The sequence below is a fragment of the Bacillus sp. FSL K6-1012 genome, from assembly GCF_037964915.1.
Taxonomy (GTDB): Bacteria; Bacillota; Bacilli; order Bacillales; family Bacillaceae; genus Bacillus; species Bacillus halotolerans.
In genome coordinates, this window is record NZ_CP150175.1 from 3,394,644 (window position 1) to 3,409,275 (window position 14,632).

Consider the following 14,632-nt stretch of genomic DNA (forward strand, 5'->3'; position numbering starts at 1 on the left):
ATCTATCCTTTTTTTGTGTGTAAAATCAGTTGACTTTTTATTAACGCTTATTTATATTTAATAAGCATTAACTATTTCAATACATTAAATATAAACATGGATTATATTAAAGAGGAGAAATGAAGATGAAGAGTGCGGATCAGTTAATGTCTGATATTCAATTATCGCTTCAGGCGCTCTTTCAAAAGATACAGCCTGAAATGCTGGATAGTATGGAGAAACAGGGGATTACCCCCGCGCAGCTGTTTGTGCTCGCAAGCTTAAAAAAGAATGGCAGCCTTAAAATTTCTGAAATTGCCGAACGGATGGAGGTCAAGCCAAGCGCGGTAACGTTAATGGCAGACCGCCTTGAACAAAAAAATCTGATCGTCAGAAAACACAATACCCAAGACAGGCGAGTCATTAATATCAGCCTTACCGATGAAGGAGACAGAAAGTTCGAGGACGTTCTGGCGGGCAGAAAAGCCATAATGGCACGATACCTTTCCTACCTGACGGAAGAGGAACTGCTGCAGGCAGCGCATATGACGAAAAAGCTGGCACAAGCTGCTGCCGAAACCAATGAAACGTAAAATAGGAAAAGAGGAAACGGATGAAATGAGTAATGAAGGAAAACAATCAAAACGGACTTTATTAATAACAGGCTTAATCATTGCCATGTTTTTCTCAGCCCTTGACGGTACCATTGTCGGAACTGCCATGCCGAAAATCGTCGGAGATCTTGGCGGTTTGAGCATGATGACCTGGCTGACTACGGCGTATTTGTTAACATCAACAACGGTCGTGCCGATTGCCGGTAAATTAGCGGACTTATTGGGGCGCCGGATCGTCTATGTATCAGGGTTGCTTATTTTTATGGCTGCTTCAGCTCTGTGCGGAATGGCCAACAATATGACAGAATTGATTATTTTCCGCGGTTTGCAGGGAATTGGCGGAGGTATTATGATGCCGATGGCCATGATTGTCATTGGTGACTTATTTACAGGGAAACAGCGTGCCAAATTCCAAGGGGTCTTTGGAGCCATTTACGGGCTTGCTTCTGTTATCGGGCCGCAAATCGGCGGCTGGATCGTTGATTCATTAAACTGGAAATGGGTTTTTTACATTAACCTTCCTGTTGGAATTATCGCAGTTATTTTTATTGCCAGAGGATTGCAGGGCCGTAAGCAGACCGGTCCGATCAACTTTGATATCGCCGGTATTTTCACAATGATTGTCGGGGTTGTCAGCCTTCTTCTTGCCCTAAGCTTTGGCGGGAAAGATTACGCATGGGGTTCATGGCAGATTCTCGGCTTGTTCGCACTCGCACTGATCGGAATTGTGAGCTTTATTATTGTTGAATCGAAAGCGAAAGAACCGATTCTTCCAATGTATCTATTTAAAAATAGAACATTTACGTTTTTGAACCTGATCGGCTTTTTTATGAGTATCGGAATGTTTGGCGCGATTACGTTTGTTCCTTTCTTTATGCAGGGAATTGTCGGTGTAAGCGCATCTGAATCAGGCACCATTATGACACCGATGATGATCTCAATGATCATCACAAGCATTATCGGCGGCCAGCTTGTTTACAAAATAGGAATTAAACCGCAAATCATAACAGGCATGCTGATTATGGCTGGCGGATTCCTTCTGTTAACCACCTTGGATTTAGACACGAGCAAACTTGTCGCAACATCCTATATGGCCATTATCGGTCTTGGAATGGGTCTTGTTATGCCGATTCTGACGCTGGCTTTACAGGAAAGCTTTTCGAAAGAGGAGCTTGGGGTCGTCACCTCTTCCAGCCAATTCTTCCGTTCTATCGGGGGCACATTCGGCATTACCATGCTGGGCGCTGTAATGAATGCCAGATCCGGAAGCTTGCTGACTGATAAACTGGTTCCATATTTAGACTCGCTCCCGGCACAGGCAAACGCCTTTGCATCTCAATTAAAGGGCATGATTGACACAAATCCGCAAGGGCTGCTGCAATCACTGTTCAGCCCGGACGCAATTAAACAAATCCCTGCGGCTTTCTCATCCCATATTATGCCGATATTAAAAACATCGTTGATGGATTCGCTCCACAGCGTATTTTATACAGGCCTGATCTTTATCGCAGTCGGAGCTGTATTTACCTTATTCTTAAAGCCTATTAAGCTTTCGAATAAGAAAACGGATGAACAAAAGGAAAAATCGGCACAAGCCGTTGAATCCCCTTCTCATTAATAGAGCGCCCCGCGGACATAACCGCGGGGCTTTTTTATTCGATCATCTGGGCCCTTCCGTTTCCGAAGGACCAATCCTCATCCTGATTTCCGGCCAGTATGATAAACACATCTTCTTTTCTTACACCGAGCTTCGAATGAATCCGGCTTGCCACTGAATGGTAAAACGATTTTTTCTGTTCTGTTGTTCTTGAATCTTTCAATGTAAAATGGATGTAAATCAGTTCATCTGTACGCTCTACCTGTAAATAAGATGGATCATAAAAAAATTCGCTTTTTTGGTATTGCCGGATCACTTGAAAGTAATCATCAGCCGGTACATTGATTTCTTCGATCATAGACTGGTGAATGGCACTGCTCAGTTTTTGAAGCCATTCTTTGCTTCTCCCCGCTCGTAAATGAATCTGTACAAATGGCATCTCTCAGGCGCTCCTTTCTTTACATCGTCTGGCCGCTGTCAATCGTGATGATTTGTCCTGTCAGGGATTCCTGTTCAAGCACGGAACAAATCAGCCGTGCCACATCACTCGCTTCAGCAATTCGCTGCAACAGCAAAGTGCCGCTCATATTTTTCATTTTTTCTTCACGCCCCGCCCACCATCTTGTCGCGACAGCTCCGGGTGCGACACCGCACACTCTGATTTCTGGCGCCAAAGCGTGTGCCAATGATTTTGTCAGGCCGTGCACCGCTGCTTTTGACACAGCGTAAGGCATAGAAGAGCCCGCCCCGGTTGACCCCGCGATACTGCCGATATTAACGATCGCCCCAGCCTTGCTTTTTTTCATGAAAGGAGCCGCTGCTCTCGCGCAAAAAAACATTCCTTTGACATTGACTGCATACAACTCGTCCCATACGTCCTCTGTCGCGGCGTCGAGATCATCCATTGGAATATGCCGTGTAATACTTGCGTTGTTGATTAAAACGTCAATCGTGCCGTATTGCTTTACTATCGCTTGAACCATGTCCTGCACTTCACTGTTTTTGGACACATCGGCTTGGATAGCAACGGCCTGCCCGCCCTCGCTTTTGATGATTTCTGCTGTTTCCTCCGCCTCAGCTTGCGAGCGTGAATAATTCACCGCAACAATCGCTCCGCGTTTCGCTAATTCAATGCATGCTGCTCTTCCTATTCCCGTGCCGCCCCCAGTGACGAGAGCTGTTTTGTTTTTAAGATCCATTGCCGCCACTCCTTGTTGTTTGTATATATTTTGAAATCTAAACTGCTGATTCTATTGTAATGGAGGTTTGGTGTTACGTATAATGATTGTTAAAGATACTCGATATCATTTAGATTGATATCAAAAGAACGGGGGATTCAACATGGAAAGCGGAGATCTGCGTGTGTTTCAAATGGTAGCCCGTGAAGGCACAATTACGAAAGCCGCACTGCTGCTTGGTTACGTGCAATCAAATGTGACGGCCAGAATTCAGCAATTGGAAGCTGAGCTCGGCACCACCCTTTTTTTGCGCCATAATCGAGGCATGACACTATCTTCTAGCGGAAAGCTTCTGCTGGATTATACGGATAAAATTATCGGGCTGCTGGATGAGGCGTCCAAAGCGCTCTCTTCCTCAACTGAGCCGAGCGGACAGCTGATGATCGGTTCCACTCAGACAGCCGCCGCAGTCAGGCTACCAAAACTGCTTGCTTCGTATTATGAAGAGTATCCAAACGTACAGCTGTCTTTAACAACAGGGCATACACAATTTTTAATCGATAAAGTTCTTCGGTATGAACTCGATGGAGCGTTTATCGGCTGTGAATGCAATCATCCTGAGCTTCAGTCCTTCCCCGCATTTGAGGAGGAGCCCGTAGTCGTGTCCGCTTCTTCTGTGTCCTGTGCAGAAGAAGCGATCACAAAGCCGATTCTCGTTTACAGCACAGGCTGTTCCTACCGAGATACCCTTGAAAAATGGCTGCACTCCGTCGGCGTCACACAGCCGGTGATTATGGAGTTCGGCACACTTGAAGCGATTATAGGCGGGGTAACAGCGGGCCTTGGCATCTCATTGCTGCCGCGGACTGTTGTACAAAAACACGAGTCTGAAGGTTCGATCCGATTGTACACGCTCCCTGAACCTCTCAGACAGATGAAAACGGAGTTTATTTTCCGGAAGGATTCGTTTATCAGCAGCGCGCTGCGCACCTTTATGGATTCCTTCGCACCAAATGAAACAGCCACATAACAAAAAGCAGTCTGCCGTTCATGAGCGGCAGACTGCTTTTTTAGCCTATTCTTTGTTTCGATGCTCTTCGTTTAACTGTTTGATATGCTGTATGATGTCTTTCATGCCCTGCTTTGCGTCAGGATATGTAGTATTCCAATGCTTAGCGAGCGGAGGCATGCTTTTGGCGATATGCGTGTACAAGATCCACTGCTTCACTTCTTCTTTTAATTCATGATTTGACTCCCCAAGGAGCAGCTCGGTATATTTTTCAAGCAATCCATCCAGCTGTTCTTGCAGTTTTTGTTCCATTTATACATCTTCCTTTCAAAAAAACAGCAAGGAGCTTTCTCATTGATGAAAGCTCCTTTAGCCGTGTTATTTATCCATGTGATGTGAAAGCCGCTTCCCGGACAATGCATCTGCCCCGGCCATGAGGAATGCAAAGAGGCGTTCCGAACAGCGGGTCCTGTGTGACCTGACAGTTCATAGAAAACACATTTTGCACCAGATCACAAGTAATGACCTCTTCCGGACGGCCTTCAGCGTAAATCTGTTTATCTTTAATAGCCACAAGGTGATGTGCGTAGCGGCACGCTAAATTCAAATCATGGAGCACCATGACGATCGTCCGCTGTTCCTTCTCATTCAGCTCAAACAGCAAATCAAGAATTTCTATTTGATGCGTCATATCCAAATACGTTGTCGGTTCATCCAGAAGTATAATATCCGTTTCCTGGGCAAGCGTCATCGCAATCCAAGCCCGCTGGCGCTGTCCGCCTGATAAGGAATCGACGGCGCGGTCAGCCATCTCTTCCAGCTTTGTGGCTTTAAGCGCTCTCTCAACAGCTGCCTCATCCTCTTTTGACCACTGTTTCAGCCAGTTTTGATAAGGATATCTTCCCTGCTTTACAAGCTGATGCACCGTCAGTCCCTCCGGAGCAGAAGGCCCCTGCGGCAAGATGGCAAGCTCCTTTGCGACTTCCTTTGTCGGAAGCTTGGCGATCGCTCTTCCTTCCAATAGCACAGAACCGCCTCTCGGCTTCATCAGCCGCGCCAACGAACGTAAAAGTGTCGATTTTCCGCAGCCGTTGCTGCCGATAAATACGGTAATTTCACCTTTTGGAATCGTTAAATTCAGTTCATCAATAATAACAGCATCCCCGTACCCTAAGCTCAGCGTTTCTGTAGAAATTGCACTCATACCCATAACCGCTCCTTTTTGCTGGCTTTTTAGCAGCTCTATGTATCGCACGTTTTATATAGACATGCATGTAAGTAAATTGTCATCAATGCAAGTGATACAATATTCAGTCTCTGATATGGTCATATACCCTCATTGTAGCAGAAAACAGTGACTTTGAAAATCATTTTCAATTAGTTTTCTGGTCAAAAATGGCGGTTATGGGTTTTTCAGCACATGATTATTTTTTAATTTCTCTGACAGCGCCGTTCTTAAGCTTCAGTTTTAAGTCGATATGATCATAGTGGCTGTCAAGGTTAAAAGCCGCCAGCACACTGTGAATCACTTCCTTTTCAGCCATTTGATCTGTCACGGATAGCTCGCTCAGAATCATTTTCATCTCATCCAGCGCTTCTTCTCCCTCTTGATTGATGCCTGAGAGCTTATCTTGTATTTCTGCTGTTTCATGAGTTCCGTTTTTTTCGTATATCCCTTCATAGCGATTATGCTCACCGTCACCATAGCTGACGCGAAGCGAGAAATTGCTGTAAGGAACAGATTTCATATGAGTAACTGCTGTATTTTCTCCTTCTGCTTGCTGCTGTTCTTCATTGAGACGGCAGCCCGCAATCAGAACAACTGCGAGACAAACGGCCCCCGCCGCTCTGATCAAATGCATAATGGTTCCCCCCTGTAGAATTCCATTTCTTTTAGGTATGTCCAAGGGATGGAATCCTCATTCAGAGAAAAGAGCAGAAAAAGCCGGGCTTCAGCGCCCGGCTTTCCTTTATGATTCAGTCATTTGCAAAAAGGCTTCGGCGTCCTGCACTGCCAGCTTGATGGCATTTTCCCAAAAGTCTCTCTTCGTGATGTCTGCGCCTAAATGCTTCATCGCTAAATCTTCTACGGTCATGGATGCCGTATCACGCAATAGCGCTATATATTTCTCTTCAAACGTGTTTTTTTCTTCAAGCGCCAGAGCGTAAATACCGAGAGAAAACAGATAGCCGAACGTATAAGGGTAATTATAAAACGGCACTCTCGTAATATGAAAGTGGAGCTTTGACGCCCAGAATAGCGGATGATACTCGCCTAAAGCGCCACAGAACGCTTCTTTTTGCGCTTCTTCCATCATCTCGTTTAAACGGTCCGCCGGCACAATTCCCCGCTTTCGTTCCTCGTAAAATCTCGTTTCAAATAAAAACCTCGCATGGATATTCATAAAGAAAGCAACGCTTCTTTGCACTTTATCCTCCAGAAGCACAAGCTTTTCTTCCTTTGTTTCCGCCTGATTGACAGTCGCGTCTGCCACAATCATTTCCGCAAAAGTTGAGGCAGTTTCCGCTACGTTCATGGCGTAGGATCGATTTAACGGCCTTACATTGAGCATCGATTCCTGATGAAAGGCATGCCCGAGTTCATGGGCAAGCGTTGAAACGTTCGAGGCACTGCCGGAAAACGTCATGAAGATACGGGATTCCCCGCTGTCCGGAAAGCTCGTGCAAAAGCCGCCGACTCTTTTTCCGCTTCTGTCCTCGGCTTCAATCCAGCGGTCACGGAACGCCTTTTCTGTAAAAGCGGACAACTTTCGGCCGAACGTGGAAAATTGGCTGACAATTAAGTTTGCGGCTTCATCGTATGAATATTCCTTCCCGGCAGACCCAATCGGTGCCTCAACGTCATACCAATTGAGCTTTTCGAGTCCAAGCATGGATGCTTTCCGGTTGAGAAACTGAACGAACGGCTGCTTATTTTCAGTAATGACCTGCCACATCGTATCCAGCGTTTCTTTTTTCATCCGGTTGATTTGCAGCGGCTCCTTCAGAACGTCCTCCCATCCTCTCGCTTTGTAGGTTTCCAGCCGGAACCCCGCCAAATGATTCAGCGTGCTGCTGAAAATATCCTGTTCCCGCTCCCAAGCTTGATTGGTGCGTTCAAAAACGGTTTTTCTGACATCACGGTCCTGAGAAGACATCATGTTTTCCGCCTGTCCGACAGATAATTGTTTTTCCTCAAACGGAATGGTCATTTTTCCGACAACGATATGATATAAATCATCCCAGGCATGATAACCGTCAACCGCAAGGCTTCCAATCAGTTTTTCTTTGTCTGGGCTGAGCTTTTCCGCAACCCGTTCTCTTCTTTCATTTAATATGTATGATACCTCTCGCAGTCCAGGTGTTTTGAGCAATTCTTCCCACACGCCTTGATCAATTTCCACAAGTTTATGATCCAATGTGACAAGGGAGGATTGAAAATCTGCGACTAGCTGATGCATGAATGATTTATGTTCATTCGCCTTCTGATCGCTAATGTTCTGTGCCTGAAGACAAGAGACAAAAGCACCGGCCTGCTGCAGCTTTACCGAATTTTGTTCAAATGCATCAAGCAATGCGGTCAGCCTTCCAGCATCATCAGATGTTTCTGGCGCCTCAAATGCATCTGCCATGTCTTGAAATGCACGCAGGCTTTGTGACAGCTTTTCAATATATCCCTTGAATTCTTCTGACTGGCTCCCGCCTTTAAAAAACGAGTCCAGATCCCATGTTTTGTTTACCCCTTGCAATCCCATGACTCAAAACCCCTTTCCTTATTTGATTTTATTATAGAACAATTCTGAATTATTGTATAAAATTTTCTTTTATAGCGTCATTCTCTGTGCATCATTGTACAATAGCTGTAGCGCCGAACAGGAGGATATGGAAAATGAATAAAAAAATAGCTATCGTTACAGGAGCGTCTAGCGGTTTCGGTCTGCTGGCAGCAGTCAAACTGGCTCAGTCATTTTTCGTCATTGCCACAGCAAGGCAGCCCGAGAAAGCGGAACAGCTGCGCGGTTTAGCAGCAAAACATCATGTAGCTGACTCCATTCACATCACCGCTCTCGATATCACTGATGAACACTCGATCGAAGCCTTTGGAAAAACCATAAGTGCGTATGCCCCAATTGATTTACTCGTCAACAACGCGGGGACAGCTTACGGAGGATTTATCGAGGATGTGCCGATGGAGCATTTCAGAAAGCAATTTGAAACGAACGTTTTCGGATTAATCAATGTCACAAAAACCGTCCTTCCTTACATACGAAAGCATAGCGGGGCAAAGATTATAAACGTAAGCAGTATCAGCGGTTTAACCGGATTTCCCGCATTGTCGCCTTACGCCTCTTCCAAGTATGCATTGGAGGGGTTTTCAGAAAGCCTGCGTCTGGAGCTGCTTCCTTTCGGCATTGAAACCGCTCTGATCGAGCCAGGCTCATACAAAACATCGATCTGGTCAACATCGTTATCGAATCACATGACTGTGCCGGCTGACGATTCAGCTTATCATCAATACTATAAAAAGATCCTTTCTTATGTTGAAAAAAATGCCGATGAAAGCGGAGATCCCCAAGAGGTTGCCGACCTCATTTATCAATTAGCGATGAAACAGCGTTTAAAGAAATTGCGTTATCCGATCGGAAAAGGCGTCAAGCTCACCCTGTTATTCCGAGCGCTTTTTCCTTGGTCCGCATGGGAGTCTATCCTGAAGAAAAAACTATTCAGTCGATCTAAATTATAATTATTATAATTTAGTATTGATTTTTAATTAATACGTGGTATAATTAAATTAACAGATCACAAGGAGGACGTAAGATTATGAAAACCGAAAACGCAAAAACAAACCTGACATTAGTTGAGAATTCAATGAACACCCAATTATCAAACTGGTTTCTTCTATACTCCAAGCTGCACCGTTTTCATTGGTATGTAAAAGGACCTCACTTCTTTACATTGCATGAAAAATTTGAAGAACTGTATGACCACGCGGCGGAAACTGTGGATACGATTGCTGAGCGCCTGCTGGCTATCGGAGGACAGCCTGTTGCCACTTTGAAAGAATACACTGAGCAAGCATCTATCACAGACGGCGGAAACGAAACGTCAGCTTCAGAAATGGTCCAAGCTTTGGTGAACGACTACAAACAAATCAGCAGCGAGTCTAAATTCGTCATCGGCCTTGCGGAAGAAAATCAAGACAATGCGACAGCAGACTTGTTTGTCGGATTAATCGATGAAGTCGAAAAACAAGTGTGGATGCTTTCCTCTTATTTAGGCTAAAAAAAAGCTGAACCCTCTTCGGGTTCAGCTTTTTTGCTATTTAGCTGCCGAGGCTTTCTGTCTGCTTGGTCAGTGTCACGTTCAGGTTTTTCGTTTTTCCGTTTCGTATCACTTGAATTGTTGTTTTATCTCCGACTTTTAAATCTTTATATAGGATTTGACGGATATCCGCACTGCTTTGGATATCTTTGCCGTTTAATTTGACAATCACATCCTCAGATTTCATTCCTGCTTTAGCCGCCGGTGAATTGGATTGAACTTCTTTGACGTAGACACCTTTGCTCAATTGATCGCCAAACAGGCCGAGTGTGTTTTCCTGGTACGTTTCAGGAACTTGTGACATATCAATCATTTGCACGCCTAAGAATGGACGTTCCACTTTTCCGTTTTCAAGAAGCTGGTCAACAATTGGCTCTACATCGTTGCTTGGAATCGCAAAACCGAGTGACTCAACCCCGTTTTCACTTACTTTCAAACTGTTGATACCGATCACTTGGCCGTTTGAATTGATTAACGGGCCGCCGCTGTTCCCCGGATTGATTGCCGCGTCTGTTTGCAGCACATTCATCTCAACCGTACCTTGAGTCGTATCGACATCAATCGTCCGATTAAGTCCGCTGATGATCCCTTGTGTCACTGTTCCGGAGAACTGCTGGCCGAGCGGGTTACCGATGGCGATGACTTTTTCACCTGTGCGCAGCTGCGAAGAGTCACCGAAACTCGCCACTTTTTTGACGTTCTTGCCGCTGATTTCCAAAACAGCCAAATCTGTAATTGTATCGCTTCCCACAAGCTTGGCTGTCTCCGTTTTACCATTGTACAGAGTAACAGTCAGCTTATTCGCTCCTTCCACCACGTGGTTGTTTGTAATGATATATGCTTTGTTATTGTCTTTTTTGAAAATGACCCCTGACCCCGTTCCGCTTTCACTTTCAGAGCCGGAGCTGCCTTCTGTGCCGAATGTGTTATTTTGAGAGGTTTGGATATTTGAGATTCCGACAATTGTCGGCTCTAAGTCCTCTACCATATCAGCCACGTTGGTCGCGTTTGTCACAGGTGTCGTTGTAAAGTTGTCTGATTGCACCTGTTTATTTGCGGAAGCCGTTTCGGTCGTCTGATTATGGTCAGACGGCAAATAAGGCGCGATGCCGAGCATCAGTCCGCCGCCGATGATCCCGCCTAAAATCGGGCTCAGCCATGCGGCTCTCCGCTTCTTCTCTTTTTTTACAGCTGTTTCTTTCTTCTCCATTTCTAAAGCGGAAGCCGTTTCTTTTCGTCCCGCTTCATCAGAATGAAGCGGATCAAGCAATTCTTGTTCAGGATGCTCAATCAGCTTCCGGTTTTCTGTATTCATTTTTTCTGTATGTGAAGGTTCTGTGTGTTGTTCTCCGTTCTGGTCATCACGTCTGTAATCCATATGCATACACTCCTTATTCGGTTTTCGTTTATCGTTACATATTCATCGCATGTACAAGTTCAATTGTCCCAATAATGAGGAGAAAAGCAAAGCACCAAAATAGAATATGTTTGATCATCCTACATCTTCCCCGCTCTTTTCTTTTCCTTTCTTCCCTTATACACATCATAAACAAACATTGTGGGATAAAAATGAAAAGAATATGTGAAATTATGAAAATTGCCTGCCGTATGTTAAAACTAGTTTATAATGACGTTGAAAGGATGTGAAGAGCCTTGTCATATACCATTTATCTAGTTGAGGATGAGGATAATCTGAATGAATTGCTGACGAAGTATTTAGAGAATGAGGGCTGGAACATTACATCTTTTACGAAAGGCGAAGACGCCAGAAAAAAAATGACGCCGTCTCCCCACCTGTGGATTCTCGATATCATGCTGCCGGATACTGACGGCTATACATTAATAAAAGAAATCAAAGAGAAAGACCCTGACGTGCCGGTCATTTTTATTTCCGCACGAGACGCCGATATTGACAGAGTGCTTGGGTTAGAGCTTGGAAGCAATGACTATATTTCAAAACCATTTCTCCCGCGGGAACTGATTATACGTGTGCAAAAACTATTGCAGCTTGTCTATAAGGAAGCGCCGGCCGCACAAAAAAACGAAACCGTCGTCTCCTCCTATCGGGTCGCGGAAGACGCCCGTGAGGTCTATGATGAAAACGGCAATTTGATTAATTTAACGTCGAAGGAATTTGATCTCCTCCTCTTATTTATCCATCATAAAGGACATCCATATTCCCGTGAGGATATTCTCGTCAAGGTATGGGGACATGATTACTTTGGAACTGACCGCGTTGTTGATGATCTTGTCCGGAGGCTGCGTAAAAAGATGCCTGAACTCAAAGTGGAGACCATTTACGGGTTTGGCTACAGGATGATGACATCATGAAAAACAAGCCGCTCTCGTTTCAAATATGGGTTGTTATCTCCGGCATCCTGTTAGCCATATCGATTTTATTGCTTGTTTTATTTTCAAACACGCTGCGTGATTTTTTCACCAATGAAACGTACACCACCATTGAAAATGAACAGCATGTTCTGACTGAGTACCGCCTGCCTGGTTCTATCGAAAGGCGCTATTACAGCGAGGAAGCCACGGCGCCGACGACCGTGCGCTCTGTACAGCACGTGCTTCTGCCCGAAAATGAAGCGGCTTCGTCAGACAAGGATTTACGAATCCTGTCGTCTGATTTTATCCATAAGGTATACCAGCTGGCTGATAAACAGGAAGCCAAAAAGAAACGATACAGCGCTGAAATTAATGGCGAAAAAGTGTTTTTTGTCATTAAGAAGGGACTTTCCGTCAACCGGCAATCCGCCATGATGCTGTCCTATGCACTTGATTCTTATCGGGACGATCTGGCCTTCACCCTGTTCAAACAGCTGCTGTTTATTATAGCGGTTGTCATTTTATTAAGCTGGATTCCGGCGATTTGGCTTGCGAAATATTTATCAAGGCCTCTCGTTTCGTTTGAAAAGCACGTCAAACGGATTTCAGAACAGGATTGGGATGATCCTGTCATAGTGGATCGGAAAGATGAAATCGGCAAATTGGGCCATACCATCGAAGAGATGCGCCAAAAGCTCGTGCAAAAGGATGAAACAGAAAGAACCCTTTTACAAAATATTTCTCACGATTTAAAAACGCCGGTTATGGTGATCAGGGGATATACCCAGTCCATCAAAGATGGGATTTTTCCTAAAGGAGATCTTGAAAATACAGTAGATGTCATTGAAGGCGAAGCCCTTAAGCTGGAGAAAAAAATAAAAGATTTATTATATTTAACAAAGCTCGATTACTTATCTAAGCAAAAAGTACAACATGAAACATTCAGTATTATGGAAGTGACAGAAGAAGTCATTGAAAGACTGAAATGGGCGCGAAAAGAAATATCATGGGGAATTGATGTAGAAGAAGACATTCTCATGCCGGGTGATCCCGAGCAATGGAACAAGCTTCTGGAGAACATACTGGAAAATCAAATCCGCTATGCCGCAACAAAGATTGAAATCATCATGAAACAAGATGATCGGAATATCTTTATCACCATTAAAAATGACGGACCGCATATTGAAGATGAGATGCTTTCCAGCCTTTATGAGCCTTTTAATAAAGGGAAGAAAGGCGAATTCGGCATTGGGCTCAGCATCGTAAAACGTATTTTAACTCTTCATAAGGCGTCTATCTCAATTGAAAATGACAAAACGGGTGTAACATACCGCATAGCAGTGCCAAAATAGACTGTAGATGTTTTTGCAGTCTATTTTTTATGTGAAAGAATAGCCGTTAAAATCTCTGTAATTTGTTTTGAGCGGCTGTTTGCATTGATGAACCCATTTTTTCTCTGACAACGTCTGCTTCGGATATTTGACTTTTTCCACTTTAATTCCTCTGTTTCGCAAGCGGCTGATCATTTCGTCCAATTCTCTCATTTCAGATTCACCCTTTCGCTTGAGCTTTGACCGTTCGGTCATCTCAATTTATAATATAAATAATACATGATAAAAAAACAAGTTACAATAAGGTTAAATTTATAACGTACGGTATGACTATATGGTCATATCCTATGTAGGCCTCAGGCTCCGAAAGGGTGGAACCATTTGAAGGAAAAAGAGAAGCTGATTTTTGAAACAGCCATTAAACTGTTTGCCCAAAAAGGATATAACTCAACATCGGTTCAGGAAATTGCCAAAGCATGCAAAATTTCTAAAGGCGCTTTTTATATTTATTTTCCTTCTAAAGAAGCGCTGCTTTTGTCTATGCTGAATTACTATTATGATAAAACGTTTACCCGTATTTTAAATATTAAAACGAAAGGCGACAGTCCCAGAACAGCTTACCGCAAGCAGCTTACCGTGTTCTATGAAAACATCCTTGAACACAAAGACTTTATTACAATGCAGATGAAGGAAGGTTCTCTGCCTTATACGGATGAAGTAGAGCAATACGCGAAAAAAATCCGACAGACTTCCCTTCAATTTCACATTGACAGTCTGTTAAACATATATGGAGAGAAAGCTGAACCTTATACAGCGGAGCTTTGTTTTCTAATAGAAGGAATCAGCCAGATTTACCTGGAATGCATGATTTTGCTCGGGTATACTGTGAAGCCGGATCAATTAGCAGATATCGTTATTAACCGAATTGATGATATGGTCAAAGGCATGTCTGAACGAAACGATGAGCCTTTCATTACATTAGAAGAAGCAAGCTCTTTATTCGGGCCCCTGTCTCACGGACGGCCTGACCCGCTGACTGAATCGATTGTGAAAAGCCTTCGTGAAAAAATAAAAAACTTGAACACAAACTCCTCTTTTGAATTATCGGAGAGCTTGGACATACTTGAAGCAGAAATGAAGAAAAAAACACCAAAGCTGGTGATCATAAAAGGAATGATCCATAATCTGATGGAGTCGGAAGCTCTCGCAGAGGATGCTGAGCAGCTTACATATCTCTTGAAACAGCAATATATTTAGAAGAACGGCTGCTT

Annotated in this window: 15 protein-coding genes and 1 pseudogene; 8 read left to right on the forward strand and 8 right to left on the reverse strand. The window is 44.1% G+C overall.

The genetic code is table 11. The annotated features are described in order from the left end of the window. Positions 1 to 125: 125 nt before the first annotated feature. Positions 126 to 572 (forward strand): MarR family transcriptional regulator, encoded by a 447-nt coding sequence (locus tag NSS75_RS17665; protein ID WP_339234172.1) that lies wholly within the window; start codon positions 126 to 128, stop codon positions 570 to 572. Between the two features lie 25 nt (positions 573 to 597). Next, positions 598 to 2,211, forward strand: coding sequence for a multidrug efflux MFS transporter MdtP (gene mdtP, locus NSS75_RS17670; RefSeq protein WP_103671374.1), 1,614 nt, complete (start codon positions 598 to 600; stop codon positions 2,209 to 2,211). Positions 2,212 to 2,245: 34 nt separating this feature from the next. Here the strand turns inward: mdtP and NSS75_RS17675 are convergent, their stop codons facing one another. Together NSS75_RS17675 and NSS75_RS17680 are read right to left on the reverse strand one after the other, a co-directional pair. Then, positions 2,246 to 2,629: a tautomerase family protein gene (locus NSS75_RS17675; protein WP_339234176.1), complete on the reverse strand. Its 384-nt coding sequence runs from the start codon at positions 2,627 to 2,629 to the stop codon at positions 2,246 to 2,248. 19 nt (positions 2,630 to 2,648) lie between these two features. Then, positions 2,649 to 3,389, reverse strand: coding sequence for an SDR family NAD(P)-dependent oxidoreductase (locus NSS75_RS17680; protein WP_095714035.1), 741 nt, complete (start codon positions 3,387 to 3,389; stop codon positions 2,649 to 2,651). 142 nt (positions 3,390 to 3,531) lie between these two features. On the opposite strand from NSS75_RS17680, the gene NSS75_RS17685 reads away from it, so the two are divergent. After that, a complete protein-coding gene (locus NSS75_RS17685) occupies positions 3,532 to 4,398 on the forward strand; it encodes a LysR family transcriptional regulator (RefSeq protein ID WP_106019531.1) in 867 nt (288 codons plus the stop codon). 45 nt (positions 4,399 to 4,443) lie between these two features. Here NSS75_RS17685 and NSS75_RS17690 read toward each other — a convergent pair. From NSS75_RS17690 to NSS75_RS17705, 4 genes and pseudogenes are all read right to left on the reverse strand, one after another. Continuing rightward, positions 4,444 to 4,732, reverse strand: a pseudogene (locus NSS75_RS17690) (YusU family protein). Positions 4,733 to 4,759: 27 nt separating this feature from the next. After that, positions 4,760 to 5,587 carry an ABC transporter ATP-binding protein gene (locus tag NSS75_RS17695; RefSeq protein ID WP_095714037.1) on the reverse strand — a complete coding sequence of 276 codons (828 nt, stop codon included), beginning with the start codon at positions 5,585 to 5,587 and terminating at the stop codon, positions 4,760 to 4,762. A 214-nt stretch (positions 5,588 to 5,801) separates the two neighbouring features. Then, positions 5,802 to 6,239: a YusW family protein gene (locus NSS75_RS17700; protein ID WP_095714038.1), complete on the reverse strand. Its 438-nt coding sequence runs from the start codon at positions 6,237 to 6,239 to the stop codon at positions 5,802 to 5,804. A 108-nt stretch (positions 6,240 to 6,347) separates the two neighbouring features. After that, positions 6,348 to 8,132, reverse strand: a complete 1,785-nt coding sequence (locus tag NSS75_RS17705; protein WP_103671343.1) for a M3 family oligoendopeptidase — start codon at positions 8,130 to 8,132, stop codon at positions 6,348 to 6,350. Positions 8,133 to 8,266: 134 nt separating this feature from the next. Between NSS75_RS17705 and NSS75_RS17710 the strand changes: the two genes are divergently transcribed. After that, the gene (locus tag NSS75_RS17710) at positions 8,267 to 9,121 is read left to right on the forward strand and encodes an oxidoreductase (RefSeq protein ID WP_268498671.1); all 855 of its coding nucleotides are present in this window, start codon (positions 8,267 to 8,269) and stop codon (positions 9,119 to 9,121) included. Between the two features lie 77 nt (positions 9,122 to 9,198). Then, a complete protein-coding gene (gene mrgA / locus NSS75_RS17715; protein WP_024122790.1) occupies positions 9,199 to 9,660 on the forward strand; it encodes a Dps family protein in 462 nt (153 codons plus the stop codon). A 40-nt stretch (positions 9,661 to 9,700) separates the two neighbouring features. Here mrgA and NSS75_RS17720 read toward each other — a convergent pair whose 3' ends face one another. After that, positions 9,701 to 11,077, reverse strand: coding sequence for a trypsin-like peptidase domain-containing protein (locus tag NSS75_RS17720; protein WP_101859974.1), 1,377 nt, complete (start codon positions 11,075 to 11,077; stop codon positions 9,701 to 9,703). Positions 11,078 to 11,352: 275 nt separating this feature from the next. On the opposite strand from NSS75_RS17720, the gene cssR reads away from it, so the two are divergent. After that, positions 11,353 to 12,030: a secretion stress-responsive two-component system response regulator CssR gene (gene cssR / locus NSS75_RS17725; RefSeq protein ID WP_024122792.1), complete on the forward strand. Its 678-nt coding sequence runs from the start codon at positions 11,353 to 11,355 to the stop codon at positions 12,028 to 12,030. After that, a complete protein-coding gene (cssS, locus tag NSS75_RS17730; RefSeq protein WP_339234185.1) occupies positions 12,027 to 13,382 on the forward strand; it encodes a secretion stress-responsive two-component system sensor histidine kinase CssS in 1,356 nt (451 codons plus the stop codon). Before cssR ends, cssS begins: the two co-directional genes overlap by 4 nt. Positions 13,383 to 13,409: 27 nt before the next feature. Here cssS and spxO read toward each other — a convergent pair whose 3' ends face one another. After that, entirely contained in the window at positions 13,410 to 13,574 is a 165-nt protein-coding gene (gene spxO, locus NSS75_RS17735) for an anti-adapter protein SpxO (protein ID WP_003221681.1), read from the reverse strand. A 168-nt stretch (positions 13,575 to 13,742) separates the two neighbouring features. On the opposite strand from spxO, the gene NSS75_RS17740 reads away from it, so the two are divergent. After that, entirely contained in the window at positions 13,743 to 14,618 is an 876-nt protein-coding gene (locus NSS75_RS17740) for a TetR/AcrR family transcriptional regulator (protein WP_202853391.1), read from the forward strand. The last annotated feature ends 14 nt before the right edge of the window (positions 14,619 to 14,632 follow it).

What these genes read in the sequence shown, in the direction of transcription:
- NSS75_RS17700 (WP_095714038.1), bottom strand. Translation starts at nt 6,239, where the DNA reads ATGCATTTGATCAGAGCGGCGGGGGCCGTTTGTCTCGCAGTTGTTCTG.
- spxO (WP_003221681.1), bottom strand. Translation starts at nt 13,574, where the DNA reads ATGAGAGAATTGGACGAAATGATCAGCCGCTTGCGAAACAGAGGAATT.
- NSS75_RS17675 (WP_339234176.1), bottom strand. Translation starts at nt 2,629, where the DNA reads ATGCCATTTGTACAGATTCATTTACGAGCGGGGAGAAGCAAAGAATGG.
- NSS75_RS17720 (WP_101859974.1), bottom strand. Translation starts at nt 11,077, where the DNA reads ATGGATTACAGACGTGATGACCAGAACGGAGAACAACACACAGAACCT.
- mrgA (WP_024122790.1), top strand. Translation starts at nt 9,199, where the DNA reads ATGAAAACCGAAAACGCAAAAACAAACCTGACATTAGTTGAGAATTCA.
- mdtP (WP_103671374.1), top strand. Translation starts at nt 598, where the DNA reads ATGAGTAATGAAGGAAAACAATCAAAACGGACTTTATTAATAACAGGC.
- NSS75_RS17685 (WP_106019531.1), top strand. Translation starts at nt 3,532, where the DNA reads ATGGAAAGCGGAGATCTGCGTGTGTTTCAAATGGTAGCCCGTGAAGGC.
- NSS75_RS17710 (WP_268498671.1), top strand. Translation starts at nt 8,267, where the DNA reads ATGAATAAAAAAATAGCTATCGTTACAGGAGCGTCTAGCGGTTTCGGT.
- NSS75_RS17695 (WP_095714037.1), bottom strand. Translation starts at nt 5,587, where the DNA reads ATGGGTATGAGTGCAATTTCTACAGAAACGCTGAGCTTAGGGTACGGG.
- cssS (WP_339234185.1), top strand. Translation starts at nt 12,027, where the DNA reads ATGAAAAACAAGCCGCTCTCGTTTCAAATATGGGTTGTTATCTCCGGC.
- NSS75_RS17705 (WP_103671343.1), bottom strand. Translation starts at nt 8,132, where the DNA reads ATGGGATTGCAAGGGGTAAACAAAACATGGGATCTGGACTCGTTTTTT.
- NSS75_RS17680 (WP_095714035.1), bottom strand. Translation starts at nt 3,389, where the DNA reads ATGGATCTTAAAAACAAAACAGCTCTCGTCACTGGGGGCGGCACGGGA.
- NSS75_RS17665 (WP_339234172.1), top strand. Translation starts at nt 126, where the DNA reads ATGAAGAGTGCGGATCAGTTAATGTCTGATATTCAATTATCGCTTCAG.